General features: G+C 72.1%; 10 protein-coding genes and 1 tRNA gene. 8 read left to right on the top strand and 3 right to left on the bottom strand.

Annotated features, from left to right (window positions below; translation table 11 throughout):
• Positions 1-110: 110 nt before the first annotated feature.
• Positions 111-605: a tyrosinase family oxidase copper chaperone gene (locus ACGFT2_RS20225; RefSeq protein ID WP_393280056.1), complete on the top strand. Its 495-nt coding sequence runs from the start codon at positions 111-113 to the stop codon at positions 603-605.
• The gene (locus ACGFT2_RS20220) at positions 589-1,455 is read left to right on the top strand and encodes a tyrosinase family protein (RefSeq protein ID WP_393279910.1); all 867 of its coding nucleotides are present in this window, start codon (positions 589-591) and stop codon (positions 1,453-1,455) included. Before ACGFT2_RS20225 ends, ACGFT2_RS20220 begins: the two co-directional genes overlap by 17 nt.
• A 153-nt stretch (positions 1,456-1,608) precedes the next feature.
• Here the strand turns inward: ACGFT2_RS20220 and ACGFT2_RS20215 are convergent, their stop codons facing one another.
• Positions 1,609-1,893 (bottom strand): chaplin, encoded by a 285-nt coding sequence (locus ACGFT2_RS20215; RefSeq protein WP_393279908.1) that lies wholly within the window; start codon positions 1,891-1,893, stop codon positions 1,609-1,611.
• A 173-nt stretch (positions 1,894-2,066) separates the two neighbouring features.
• Between ACGFT2_RS20215 and ACGFT2_RS20210 the strand changes: the two genes are divergently transcribed.
• Positions 2,067-2,630 (top strand): DUF2087 domain-containing protein, encoded by a 564-nt coding sequence (locus ACGFT2_RS20210; protein WP_393279905.1) that lies wholly within the window; start codon positions 2,067-2,069, stop codon positions 2,628-2,630.
• A 55-nt stretch (positions 2,631-2,685) separates the two neighbouring features.
• Here the strand turns inward: ACGFT2_RS20210 and ACGFT2_RS20205 are convergent, their stop codons facing one another.
• Entirely contained in the window at positions 2,686-3,645 is a 960-nt protein-coding gene (locus ACGFT2_RS20205; protein WP_393279902.1) for a D-2-hydroxyacid dehydrogenase family protein, read from the bottom strand.
• A gap of 656 nt (positions 3,646-4,301) precedes the next feature.
• Between ACGFT2_RS20205 and ACGFT2_RS20200 the strand changes: the two genes are divergently transcribed.
• Both ACGFT2_RS20200 and ACGFT2_RS20195 read left to right on the top strand, forming a co-directional pair.
• Complete coding sequence (locus ACGFT2_RS20200) at positions 4,302-4,742, top strand: VOC family protein (protein ID WP_393279900.1); 441 nt, start codon at positions 4,302-4,304, stop codon at positions 4,740-4,742.
• Positions 4,743-5,298: 556 nt separating this feature from the next.
• Positions 5,299-5,955: a hypothetical protein gene (locus tag ACGFT2_RS20195; RefSeq protein WP_393279897.1), complete on the top strand. Its 657-nt coding sequence runs from the start codon at positions 5,299-5,301 to the stop codon at positions 5,953-5,955.
• Between the two features lie 1,179 nt (positions 5,956-7,134).
• On the opposite strand, the gene ACGFT2_RS20190 is transcribed toward ACGFT2_RS20195, so the two are convergent.
• Positions 7,135-7,207, bottom strand: a tRNA-Arg gene (locus tag ACGFT2_RS20190).
• Positions 7,208-7,526: 319 nt separating this feature from the next.
• On the opposite strand from ACGFT2_RS20190, the gene ACGFT2_RS20185 reads away from it, so the two are divergent.
• The 3 genes from ACGFT2_RS20185 (at position 7,527) to ACGFT2_RS20175 (ending at position 13,557) form a co-directional block, all read left to right on the top strand.
• Positions 7,527-9,134, top strand: coding sequence for a dynamin family protein (locus ACGFT2_RS20185; protein WP_393279895.1), 1,608 nt, complete (start codon positions 7,527-7,529; stop codon positions 9,132-9,134).
• 1,578 nt (positions 9,135-10,712) lie between these two features.
• Positions 10,713-12,722, top strand: coding sequence for a GTPase (locus ACGFT2_RS20180; protein WP_393280054.1), 2,010 nt, complete (start codon positions 10,713-10,715; stop codon positions 12,720-12,722).
• A gap of 322 nt (positions 12,723-13,044) precedes the next feature.
• On the top strand, positions 13,045-13,557 hold the full coding sequence (locus tag ACGFT2_RS20175; RefSeq protein ID WP_393279893.1) for a single-stranded DNA-binding protein: 513 nt from the start codon (positions 13,045-13,047) through the stop codon (positions 13,555-13,557).
• Positions 13,558-13,633: the final 76 nt, after the last annotated feature.

Here is a 13,633-nt window from a genome sequence, read left to right as displayed (position 1 = left end):
CACCGCCCCCGGCCCCCGTACTCCTCGGATGGCCCTCGGGCGGTGACCCCGCCCGCCCTCCGGCGGTTACCGGTACGGACATGATCTGGAACCCGGACGAGGAGTGCGCGATGGTCATCGGTGCCGGCGGACTGGCGGTGGGCGCGGAGCAGCAGGTCACGAGGGCGGTGCGCAGACCGTCCCGGAGAGAGGTGGCGCGGGGGCTGCTGGCCTCCGCCGCCGCCCTGGCGCTGGCCCCGGTCGTCGCCGCGTCCCGGCCCGTGCCGCCGGCCGGGGGCTCCGACGGCCGCTCCTTCGACGAGGCCTACCGAGGCCGCCGCATCCAGGGCGTCCTGGTTCCGGACGCGGGGCGCAGGGCGCTCGACGGCGCCTGGCAGATCACCATCGACGGCCGCCCGCTGCATTTGATGCGCCGGGCCGACGGCACCTGGCTCAGCATGGCCGACCACTACACGTCGTACCCGACCCCGCTGGAGGCGACGCGGGCGGCCGTGGACCAGATCGGCCCCGGGCAGCGGCTGCGCGATCTGGCACCGGGCCCGATGGGCGGCGAACACGCCGGGGACCACACGCACACGGGGGGACAGCATGGCGTACGTGCGTAAGGACGTCCGCAAGCTCACCCCGAACGAGCGACGGCGGTTCGTCAACGCGCTGCTGGAGCTGAAACGGCGCGGCGAGTACGACGAGTTCGTGCGCATGCACATCGACTTCTACACCGCGGACGGCGAGGACGGCCTGCGCACCGCCCACATGACCCCCTCCTTCCTGCCCTGGCACCGCAGGTTCCTGCTGGAACTGGAGCGGGCGCTGCGCCGGGTGGACTCCTCGGTGACGGTGCCGTACTGGGACTGGACCCGGGACCGTACGACGACCTCCGTGCCCTGGACGAAGGACCTGCTCGGCGGGAACGGGCGGCGCTCCGACCGGCAGGTCATGTCGGGTCCGTTCGCCTATTCCGCGGGTCACTGGACCATCAAGGAGGGCATCACGGACGGCCGGTTCCTCACCCGGGACCTGGGCCGCTCCGCCGCCCCCATCCAGCTGCCCACCAGGAGCGAGCTGAAGTGGGCGCTCGACGACCCGGTCTACGACGCGTGGCCATGGGACTCGACCGTCCGCAGGGGCTTTCGCAACAAGCTCGAGGGCTGGGGGACCGGTACCGGCAGCGCGTCCTGGCACAACCACAACCGGGTGCACCGCTGGGTCGGCGGTGCGATGCTCGGCGGCGCCTCGGTCAACGATCCGGTGTTCTGGCTGCACCACGCCTTCCTGGACCTGCAGTGGTACCGCTGGCAGCGCGCCCACCGCCAACACCGCTATCTGCCCGCCGAACCGCCCGGCGCCACGGACAAGCAGCACCACCGGGTCGTGAGCCGGCACCAGAAACTCCCACCGTGGCAAGAGACACCGGACCAGCTGGAGGACGCGAGCCGGTTCTACCGGTACGCGTGAGCCGGTTCCACCGGTACGCGTGAGCGGGCCGCCGGCCGACGGTCGTCCGGCGGCCGATGGCCGTCCGCCGGTGGGTGTCCGCCGGCAGGGGGAAGGGCCCCGGCGCTCGGAGTGCCGGGGCCCTTCCCTGTTCGTACGGTCGGATCGGTCGGATCAGTTGCCGTAGCTGCCCGGGCCGGGAGTACCGGGGGTGTCACCGCCGATGTTGGCGCAGGCGTTGCCGAACGCGGGGTTCAGCAGGGCGATGACGTCGACCGTGTTCCCGCAGACGTTGACCGGGATGTTGACCGGAACCTGGACCAGGTTGCCGGACAGCACGCCGGGCGAGTCGGCGGCCGCGCCCTGGGCGCCCGCGTCGGCCAGGGCCAGTCCGGCCCCGCTGATCATCACGGCGCCGGTACCGAGGACGACAGCAGCCGCCTTCGCGATGCGAGCCATCACGTTCTCCTTCTGTTGCTCGGAAAGGCGCAGCGGCAGGCCAGCCGCCGCACTTCCCGTTCAACGGTGCCGCCCGGACCTGGTCACGGTGGAAGGTGGCGGATCACCCTTCGAGACATTGCTCCGGCGATATCCAGGGGCGCCGGGCGGTGGTGGTCGTCTAGCCTGCGGCCATGGACACCGACACACTCTCCGGCGCGGCCGAGCGGCCCCGGCGACTGATCGGGCTGCTCGCCGAGGAGCGCCGGCTGCGCGCCTTCGCCGCCGTCGTGCTGGGGGCGGACGGCCCCGAGAAGGTCGCCGAGGCGGCCGGCCTCACCGCGAAGGACACGGCCCTCGCGCTGCTCAGGCTGCGTGAGCAGGGCGCGGTGACGGACGGCGCGGACGGCGGGTTCACCGTCTCCTACGACCTCCTGCGCGAGCTGGCCCGCGGGGAGCGGCCCGCGCGGCCGGCCGGGGACGACGTACTGGACACCTTCGTACGGGAAGGCCGGCTGGTACGGCTGCCGGCCCGCTGGACACGCAAGCGACTGGTGCTGCGGCACATTGCCGAGCAGACCTTCGAGCCGGGCGTCGAGTACCCGGAACGCGTGGTGAACGAGCGGCTGCGGGCCTGGTGCGAGGACTCCGACGAGATCGACCATGTGACGCTCCGGCGCTACCTGGTGGACCTGCACGAACTGCGCCGGAGCGAGGGGATCTACGTCCGGGTGACGCCGGAGGCGACGGCCGCCTGAGGCCGGAGGCCACGACCGGCGTGGCAGCCTCCGGCCGGCCTCCGACAGGTGGGGGTCAGGGCAGTCGTCGTACCGGGGAGCCGGCCAGGTAGGCCTGGATGTTCTCCACCGCCTGGCGGTAGTACGTCGTGTAGTTGGCGTGCGAGACGTAGCCGAGGTGGGGCGTGGCGAGGAGGCGGGGGGCCGTGCGCATCGGATGGCCGGCGGGCAGCGGCTCGACGTCGAAGACGTCGACGCCGGCACCCGCGATCCGCCCCGCGTGCAGCGCGGCCAGCAGGGCGTCCTGGTCCACGATGGCCGCGCGGGAGGTGTTGATCAGATAGGCGCTCGGCCTCATCAGCGCCAGTTCGGCGGCACCGACGAGGCCCCGGGTGCGGTCGCCGAGCGCCAGGTGGACGGAGAAGAAGTCGCTCTCGGAGAGCAACTCCTCTTTGGAAGAGGCGAGTTCGACGCCCACTTCCTCGGCGCGCTCCTTGGTGAGGTGCCGGCTCCAGGCGCTCACCCGCATGCCGAAGGCGAGTCCCACCCTGGCCACGCTGCCGCCGATCCTGCCCAGTCCGAGCAGCCCCAGCCGGCTGCCGTGCAGGTCGGCGCCGACCGTGGACTGCCAGGGCCCGCCGGCCCGCAGCGTGTTGCTCTCCTGGACGATCCCGCGGGCCAGGCCCAGCAGCAGCGCCCAGGTCAGCTCGACCGGCGGCGTGCCCGAACTCGCCGTACCGCACACGGTGACCCCGTGCGCCTCGGCGGCGGCGAGGTCGATGACGCTGTTGCGCATGCCGGAGGCGATGAGCAGCCGCAGACGGGGGAGGCGGGCGATCAAGGAGCCGGGGAAGGGGACGCGTTCGCGCAGGGTGACGACGATGTCGTAGTCGGCGAGGGCCGCGGCGAGTGCGTCCTCGCCGTCCAGGTGCTCGCGCAGTGCGACGACCTCGACCTCGTCCTCGATCACCGACCAGTCGGCCATCGTGGTGGCCACGCCCTGGAAGTCGTCCAGCACCACACAGCGAAGTCGCACGCGGTCTCTCCCCCCACGCCGGTTCCGGCGGTTTCGACAAGACTGTAATGCCGCTCCGCACGCGTCCGCGCTGCTCGCCGAGGACGTACCCACTCGCTTCCGGCCGAGTGAGGACGAACAGACACCCGAAGGCCGCCGGCGAGGCCGGGAACCGGAGGCCGCCGGTGGGGGCTGGGAACCGGAGGCCGCCGGTGGAGGCTGGGACCAGAGGCCGCCGGTGGAGGCTGGGACCAGAGGCCGCCGGTGGAGGCTGGGACATCGGCGTGACGCTTTTCGCGGTCATCTTCGCCTACCAGCGACGGTCGGCATGGACACCCGGCATCCGGTCGGTGTACGCCCGCCGTCTGGTCGCCTCCGCTCGACGGCCGGACTGGCGAACCTGACCGGCCGGGACAGCGCCGCTCTGGCGTACGCGCAGAAGGGCCCCGCACCCCACCGCCCGGCGCCCGACCCGGCGAACGCGAACGGGTGACAGCCCGCGCACCGCAGCCCTGGGCGCGGCAGCTCGCCGACCATCGCAGGATGAATCCGGTCCTGGGCATGGCCCAGAATCTTCGGGGTCCGGCATCCCGCGGATGTCGAGAACGTGCCACCGGCTCCGTCCCAGGGACGTCAGCGGCCACCACCGGCCGCGCGAGGAAGAAGGAGAGACCAGCATGGCGATTCAGCGGATGGACAACGTCGGCATCGTCGTCGAGGACATGGATGCCGCCATCGCGTTCTTCGTGGAACTCGGCATGGAGCTGGAGGGCAGGGGGGAGGTCGAGGGCCTCTTCGCCGACCAGTGCACCGGCCTCGACGGCGTCCGCTGTGACATCGCGATGGTCCGGACCCCGGACGGCCACAGCCGGCTGGAGCTGGCGAAGTACCGCAGCCCCGCGGTGATCAGCGCCGGGCCGCGCAACCGGCCGCACAACATCGTGGGCACGCACCGCGTCATGTTCGCCGTCGACGACATCGAGGACACCGTTGCCCGCCTGCGCCCTCATGGCGCCGAACTCGTCGGCGAGATCGCCCGGTTCGAGGACAGCTATCTGCTCTGCTACCTCCGCGGCCCGGAGGGCATCATCGTCGGACTGGCCGAGCAACTGCGCTGAGAAGCGGGAACCGGAGCACGCGGCCGAACGGAAGCCATGAGACGGACCTCGGAGGGGGGCGGCTCGCCACCTCCGAAGTCGCCTGCCGGCGTGGAAGGCCCAACGACGCCATCCCGCCCGCCCAGTTGGCGGAGCGGCCCGTCACCAAGGGGGTGCCCGGGGCTGAGCCGTGTCGCCTCCGCCTGCGCTGACCGGTCCTGGGTATCCGTCAGAGCATGCATGCTCTCGTTGCCTACCGCTCGTATCACGGCGCCGTCACGGTGTGGGCCTTCGTGGTCAGCATCCTCATCGTGCTGGTGGCGGGTTGGTACATCCGGCGCCGCAGGTAGGCCGACACGTACGGCCTGGTGCTGCCGCGAGACGGCAACGGCGGCCGGTACGCGATGGCTGCGCCGAGCCGGCGTCGTCCACGTCTCCGGGGTGGTACCTCAACGCGTAAGGACCTGTCGGGACGGGGCCAGACGGGGCTCCCCCCACATCAGCCTCTCGAACCACCCATCACGCTGTGGTCCCTGTCTCCCGGAGCCGAAGGCCCTGCCGGCGGCATGATGGCATCATGGCGAAACAAACCGCTGGCGAGTGGCTCGAAGTGCAGAGTGCAGCACTCAAGTACATCGCTGATAACCGCAAGAAACTTGCCGCACAGGCAGAGGCCCGTTGCCCTCACGATGGACGGTTGCTTGCTGCGATCTACCCCGTAAGGGGGAAATCCTGGGAATGGCGAGTAGGGGAGCACCTGACACGTGAGCAAGTGGTCAGGGAACGTCTCGCCATGGCGGCAATGGAGTACGAGGCCCTGGTCGAAAGCGGCACACACGGTGAAGAGGCCTGGGAGGGGACTCTGGGACTGGTCGGCACCCACGGCCCAGGGGATCGCGTGCCTACCCCGCCCCCGAGGGTTACGGGACCGTACACGCTTTCACCAAGGGAACACGACCCAGCTGAACTGGCGAGACTACGTGACGACCTCCCACGAGGGGACTTCGCGAGCTGCGGCAAATGTCGGCGCACCTTCATGATCCAGACTCCGGTGATGATCTACGCCGCTGGATACGGCCTCATGAGGCGCACTGGAAAGCCGATCATCGTCCATCCTGGCCGGGTGAATCCCGTCCGCCCTGATGACCGTGTTCCTGAGGGTGTCGAGGTGTACGGATTCGAACCGCCCTGGTATCCATCACCCTGGCGGATCATCGGTCTCCCGGACGGGTAGCTTATGTATCATGGCTCCCCGGAAAACCTCAGATTCGCGCGTACGTGGCTCGTCGAACCTGTCCGTGATGTAGCGCACCCGGACCGCACCCGGAAGGGGTCGGTTTCGCGTGCCCACAGTAGCGTTTGTGGCGACTGCACTAGCAGGCGGAGTTATTGTCGGGATCTTGGTTCTGGTCTACGCGACGGTTAGACGGGTTACTCCCGAGTCATTCAAGATCAGCGCCAGCATCGCCCGGTGTGCCTCGTTCTCGGTCGAGATCAAGGCGGCCAGAGGTTCACGTCGTTGAGCTATGTAGCCGGCCGGCCGGGGCGGGACCGGCCCGGAGAGGCCGCACGCACGGCTCGGCCGACGGATCCGCCCGCGGAGCAGGCGACTTGACGGCCGGAGCCAGGACGCGGGAGTTGATGACGCGGTCGGGGCACAGCAGCCCCCGGGCCGCGCTGATCCACCAGCACACGACCAGCGACCGACCGGATGGCCGTGGTCATTCCGTGCTGCAAGGGTGCCTGGAAGACCACGTACACCGAGCAGTGGACCGACACGGGGGAGATTCGCGAACGGCGCGACCTGAAAGGCCGTGCCGAGGGAGAGACGCGTACGGTGCCGGGTCATCCCGCTTCGACGCGCATCCTGTGGCGGCACATCCTCGACGAGCAGCTCCAACCGGGTGATCTTCTCTTTCGAGGCGAGACCGGCGGAATCCTGGCCGGCTCCGTCATCCGCCGGGCTTGGCGCAGGGCCCGCAAGGCCGTGTTGCCGTCGCACGTCTTCGAGTCGCCGACCGGGCGGCGTGTGTACGGCAACCGAACACGCGGTCGACGAAGTGGCTCAACGGCGGGTTTCCGCCCGCTCAGGTGGCGGAGTGGGCCGGGAGCAGTGTCGCGGTGCTCCTGGCCACTTACGAGCGGTGCGTCGACGGCCAGCCGCCCGATCTCAGGCGGCGGCTGGAAGCTGCCGGGGACCTCCACGAGCCCGCCGGCGGTGGCTGATCCGCCCGGCCGGCCCCCGGTAACTTCGACACCTATGCGGCACGGCCACCCGCGAAAACCCGGTGACAGCCGGACGGCCCCGGATCGCTCACTTGATCAGCAAGGCGGTGCCCAGGGCTGGGCCGTGTCGAGTGAAACCGCCTCTGACCAGCAAAAAGCCCTCCCGAAGGGGAGGGCTGGGTGTGGGCGCCCCCGGCAGGACTCGAACCTGCGGCCAAGCGCTTAGAAGGCGCCTGCTCTATCCACTGAGCTACGGGGGCCTGGTGGCCGGCTTCGTACCCGGTGCCCTGGACGGGCTGATCCGTGACGCTGCCGGGGACAAGGATAGGGCTCCCTGTTCCTTGCCCCTGTCGCTTCGCCTCCGTGGCTCGATGTGGAGGTTCGGTGAAGCGGTCCTGATAATCGCAGGCAGGTACGAATCGTGCATCGCTTTTGACGCCTGGCGCACCGGGTGTTGTGCACTTGTTATGCCTGGACTGGGCCCGTGTCCCGGTCGTCCCTTCTGCCTGATCTGACCCGTCGGCACGCAGACATATCTATATGCTTCAGAATTCCCCTAAAATTGGGCATTCTTCGCATGTGGTGACCTTGGACGTACGGCCTCAGCTGCTCGACACACTTTCCGCTCTGCGCGACCGTGTCGCCGCCGCACGCTTTCCGCTGCCCCTGGCCGGGGCCCCACGCGCGCGTGCCAACCGCGACGAACTCCTCGCACAGCTCGACGACTACCTGCTACCCCGGCTGCGACACCCCGAGGCGCCGCTGCTGGCCGTCATCGGCGGCTCCACCGGCGCCGGCAAGTCGACGCTGGTCAACTCCGTCGTCGGCCGGCGGGTGAGCGAGGCGGGCGTGCTCCGGCCGACGACCCGGACCCCGGTCCTCGTCTGCCATCCGGAGGATCATCACTGGTTCAGCGGCGTGCGCGTGCTACCCGATCTCACGCGCGTGTGGACACCCCACCAGGACCCGGTGGACGACCTCATGGTCCCCGGCGACACCCACGGGCGGGTGCTGCGCGTGGAGACCGCCGACTCCGTCCCGCGCGGGCTCGCCCTGCTGGACGCCCCCGACATCGACTCCCTGATCGCCGACAACCGTGTCCTCGCCGCCGAACTGATCTGCGCCGCGGACATCTGGGTGATGGTCACGACGGCCGCCCGCTACGCCGACGCCGTGCCCTGGCATCTGCTGCGCACCGCCAAGGAGTACGACGTCACCCTCGTCACCGTCCTGGACCGGGTCCCCCACCAGGTCGTCTCCGAGGTCTCCCGGCAGTACGGCGCCCTGCTCACCAAGGCCGGGCTCGGCGACGTACCGCGCTTCACCGTGCCCGAGCTGCCCGAGTCGGCCTGGGGCGCCGGCCTGTTGCCCAGCACCGCCGTCGCGGCCCTGCGCAGCTGGCTCGTGCACCACGCCCAGGACACCGGTGCCCGGCAGCAGGTCATCGCCCGCACGGCCCATGGGGTCCTCAATTCGCTCAAGGCCCGGATGCCCGAGCTGGCGGCTGCCGCGGCCGCCCAGTACGCGGCCGCACTCCGGCTCACCTCCGCCGTGGAGTCCGCCTACGACGCCGAACACGCGCGCGTGCGCGGCCGCCTCCAATCCGGTGCCGTCCTCGCCGGGGACGCCCTGAAGCGTTGGCGTGCCTTCCCGCTGGACTGCACCGCCGGCGAGCTGCTCGACGCCCTCGTGGAGAGCCTGGCCGCGCTGCTGCTGTGCTCCGTCACCGCGGCCGACGAACGGGTCGACGAGATCTGGCGGCGCGAGCCCGCCGCGGCAGCCCCGCAGCTCGCCGGTCGTGGGGCCTCCCTGGAGAGCGCCGAGCACCGCATCGGTCTCGCCGTACGGCGCTGGCGGCGCGAGCTGGAGGAGTACGCCGAGGACGAGGTGCGCGTCCTGGAGCGTACGGCCGCGCCCGACTCCGAGGCCGTCTCGGCTCTGGTCGCCACCGCGCTGCTGGGCGGGCGCCGGGCCCGCAACGCGGGTGAGGGCCTCGCCGAACGGCTCAGCGCCCACGGCGCACTCAGGTTGCGGGACCGGGCCGGACGGCTGCTCAACGAGCACGTGGACCGCGTGATGCTCGCCGAACGCGAGCGGCGCCTCGCCCCGCTCGATGCCCTGGACGTCCACCCCGAGCCCCAGGCCGAACTCATCGCGGCGCTGTCGCTACTGCAGAAGGAGAGGTGACCGGTGACCGCCGTCACTGACCAGGACCACACGGATCACATCGACCACATGGGACGCAGAGAGCGCGGCAGCGAAACCGACCACTCGGGGCGCAGAGAGCGCGGCAGCGACATCGACCACATGGGACGCATGGAGCAGGGCGGCGACAGAGGGCCCGGGCGGCCCGCGCAGCTTGCCGAACACCTCGGCCCGGGGCTCACGGGACCCGGCGAGCAGGCCGACGGCTCACGGGGGCCGCGCGTGGAGGCCGCCGGTGCCGGTGACGGCGTGGGTACGGGCGACAACGTGCAGCGGGTACGGCACGCGCGCGCGAGGGACGTGACCGACGAGGGCGCGGACAGTGGACCGGGGGTTCGGGTGTCGGAGTCGCGAGGAGACGAGTCGCTGGGCGCGGACGCGGAGCATGCCCACGAGCGGCACGCGCGCGTGGGTGACGAGGGGCCCACGCGCGCAGACGGGAAGCTCGCCCGCGAGGACGAGAGGCACGCGTGCGTGCGGGGCGAGAAGCCGCTGCGCGCAGGGGACGAGCAGCACGTACCCGTGCCGGACGGGAGTGTGCATCAGGGCTGGCCGGAGCGAGGCCTGAGCGGCGACGCCGGTATGAGCGCGCGCCTTCACACGCCGAAGCCCCGCAACACCGAGGACACGCAGAAACCGCCCCAGGCCGAGGACGCGCTGGCGCTCCGTCCCTTCGAGGACACGCGGAAGGCCCGTCCCGCCGACAACGTGCTGAGGTCCCGCTCGCTCGAGGACCTGCTGCGGGACCTGCCCGCCGAGGACGAATTGAGATTCCGCCCCCGCCCCGACAGCCTGATGGGAACACCCCGCCCCGACAGCCTCACGGGGGCGCCCCGCCCCGACAGCCTCACGGGGACGCCCCGCCCCGACAGCCTCACGGGAACGCCTCGCCCCGACAGCCTCGGCGTGACGACGTCTCCCCCCGAACACCTCACGGGGACGCCCAGCCCCGAGGGCTCCACGGGAATGCCGGTCCCCGACGACCTCACACGAGCGCCACGCCCCGTCGAGGACGCGTCGAGCCCCGTGCCCGTCGAGGACGGGTGGACGCGCGGTGCCGTCGAGGACGCGCGGAAGCCCGGTCCGGTCGAGGAGGCGCCGGCGGCGGATGCCGTGGAGGACCCGTTGGTGCCCGGCAAACCCGTCGAGCTGCTGAAGCCCCGCCTCACCGAGGACGCCCCGCAGCCCCGCCTCGTCGAGGAGGTGATGAAGCCTCGTCCCGTCGAGGAGGTACCGGAGTCTCGTCCGGTCGAAGACGTGCTCAGGTCTCGTTCCGTCGACGACGTACCGAGGCTTCTGCCCGCCGAGGGTGCGCCGGAGCCCCGTCCCGACGAGGACGCGGGTGAGCCTGGTCGCGCGGAGGACACGCGGAAGCCGGGCCCGGTCGAGGAGGCGCCGGCGGCGGGTGCCGTGGAGGACCCGTTGGTGCCCGGCAAACCCGTCGAGCTGCTGAAGCGCCGCCCCACCGGAGACGTGCCGGAGTCCCACCTCACCGAGGACGCACAGAAGTCCCGGCCCACCGAGGACACACACAAGTCCCGGCCCACCGAGGACGCATCGATGTCGCGCCCAGCCGAGACAGCGCCGAAGGCCCGCCCCGCCAACGAGGCACCGAAGGCCCGCTCTGCCGAGGAGCCGTCGAAGTCGCGCCCTGCTGAGGCGGCGCCGAAGTCGCGTGCGGAGGCGTCACCGAAGCCCCGCGCGGTCGAGGAGTCGCCGACGTCCCGGGCCGCCGAGGAGTCGCCGAAGACCCGGCCCGCCGAGGAGGCGTCGAAGGCGCGGCCTTCCGAAGACGTGGCGAAATCGCGTTCCGGGGACGGCGAGGCGAACGAAGTGGACCCTGAATCCGCGGAGTCCTGGGACGACGGCCTGATCGCCCGGCGCATGACGGAGGCCGCCGCCGCCGCGCTCGCCGCCGAACGCACCACCGCCCTGGAGGCCCCGAACCGCGGTGCGGGCAGCCACAATCCCGCCCCGCTGGCGTACGACGGCTCGCTGAGGTCCCGGCTGGACGCCCTGCGCGAACTCGTCGGGCTCTCCCGCACCCGCCTGGAGAGCCGCACCCTCGCCGAGGCGGGCCGTGTCCTGGACGAGGCGGCCGCCCGCCGCAAGCTCTCCGGCAAGCACACCGTCGTAGCCATCGCGGGCGCGACCGGTAGCGGCAAGTCGCAGCTGTTCAACTCCCTCGCGGGCGTGGCCATCTCGGAGACCGGCGTCCGGCGCCCCACCACGGCCGCCCCCATCGCGTGCAGCTGGAGCGACGGCGCGGCGGGCCTCATCGACCGGCTGGGCATCCCCGGCCGGCTGCGCCGTCGCCCGCTGCAGAGTCCCGAGGCCGAGGCGCAGCTGCGCGGGCTCGTCCTGATCGACCTGCCCGACCACGACTCCGCCGCCGTGCAGCACCGCGAACAGGTCGACCGGATCCTCAAGCTGGTCGACGCGGTGATCTGGGTGGTGGACCCCGAGAAGTACGCCGACGCCGTGCTGCACGAGCGCTACCTGCGGCCCATGGCCGGGCACGCGGAGGTCATGTTCGTCGTCCTCAACCAGGTCGACCGGCTGCCCGGGGAAGCCGCCGACCAGGTCCTGGACGATCTGCGGCGGCTGCTGGACGAGGACGGCGTCGCCCTCGGCGAGTTCGGCGAGCCGGGCGCCACCGTGCTGGCCCTGTCCGCGCTCACCGGTGACGGCGTGGCCGACCTGCGCGAGGCGCTCGGTGAATTCGTGGCCGAACGTGGCGCCGCGGCCCGTCGGGTCGGGGCCGACCTGGACGCCGCCGCGGCCGAGCTGCAGCCCGTCTACGCCACCGGGCGGCGGGTCGGCCTCAGCGAGGAGGCCCGCGAGGAGTTCGCCGCGCGGCTCGCGGACGCGGTGGGCGCCACGGCGGCCGGCGAGGCGGCCGAGCGTGCCTGGCTGCGCAACGCAAACCGGGCCTGCGGCACTCCGTGGCTACGGCTGTGGCGCTGGTACCAGGGCCGCGGCGAACGCCCCACGGGCCGCATCGCGGTGCGCACCCAGGCCGATGAGGAGGCAACGGCCCGCCAGCGTGTGGAACAGGCGGTCCGTACGGTCGCCGACCGGGCCTCGGCCGGGCTGCCCGCCCCGTGGGCGCTTGCGGTGCGCGAGGCGGCCGTACGCGGCTCGCACGGGTTGTCGGAGGCGCTGGACGAACTGGCGGCGCGGGCCGGACTGCCGCCGGGCCGTCCGCCCCGGCCGAGCTGGTGGCCGATGGCGGTGCTGGTCCAGGCGTCCATGACGCTGCTGCAGATCGTGGGCGGGGCCTGGCTCGCGGGCCAGATCGCCGGTGTCATGGCCCCCAACCTGGGTGTCCCGGTGCTGCTGATGATCTGCGGGATCGTCGGCGGCCCGCTGGTGGAGTGGGGCTGCCGGATGGCGGCGCGGGGGCCCGCCCGGCGCTACGGCCAGGATGCGGAACGGCGGCTCCGGGAGGCGGCCGGGAGCTGCGGCCGGGCCCGGGTCCTCGATCCGCTGGCGGCCGAGCTGCTGAGGTACCGGGAGGTGCGCGAGCAGTACGGGCGTGTCGTACGGAGCGGAGCCGGGGTGGGGTGAGGCGGGCCGCCGTGGCTGGGGCGGCGTGGGGTGGGTGAGGCGGCACGGGCAGGGGCGTCACTCGTGCGGGTGGCGGAGTTTTCCACAGATGGCATGGACGTCCACAGCTTTCAGCGGGCCCGGCCCGGCGGAGGCAGTCTGTGACCACGTCGAACGCACGGCGGGTCCGCCCGGAAGAGGGGCGGGTGTGCGGCGGTCGGCGGGGTGTGCGGGCGCGTACGGCAGTCGTACGCGCCGGCACGGCAGACGCAGCCGTACGGGAAGGGCCCGTACGTGTGTCCGCCCGGCCGGCCGGGACCGGCCGGGGGAGGGGAGCGAGGGCATGAACGAGACCATCGTCTGTGTGGTGGGCAACGTGGCGACCCCGCCGGTGTACCGGGAGTCGCCGGCGGGCCCGTCGGCACGGTTCCGGCTGGCGGTCACCGCTCGCTACTGGGACCGGGAGAAGAGCGCCTGGACGGACGGGCACACCAACTTCTTCACGGTGTGGGCCAACCGCCAGCTGGCTGTGAACGTGTCGGCGTCGGTGGAGGTGGGCCAGCCCGTGGTGGTCCAGGGCCGGCTGAAGGTGCGCACGGAAGCGCGCGAGGGCCAGCAGCAGTGGGCGTCGGCCGACATCGACGCCGTGGCGATCGGCCATGACCTGGCCCGCGGCACGGCCGTATTCCACCGCGCGGCCAAACCGGAGACACCACCGACGGCGACCCGCCCGGAGCCGAACTGGGAGACACCCGCGACGGCCCGCCCGGATCCCAACTGGGAGACACCGCGGCCCGGTGACACGCCGGACGGCCGCCCGGCCCAACCGAGTCCGGAGCCAGCGGCGATGACGTGACGTCAGGGCGGCCGTCCACTTCGATCCGAGGGGCGCAGGCGGGGACGCGGCGAGGGAATACGACCCGTGCCCGAGC

Origin of the sequence: Streptomyces sp. NPDC048514, from assembly GCF_043199955.1 — a bacterium.
Classification (GTDB): domain Bacteria; phylum Actinomycetota; class Actinomycetes; order Streptomycetales; family Streptomycetaceae; genus Streptomyces.
This window is presented reverse-complemented; position numbering and strand designations above follow the sequence as displayed.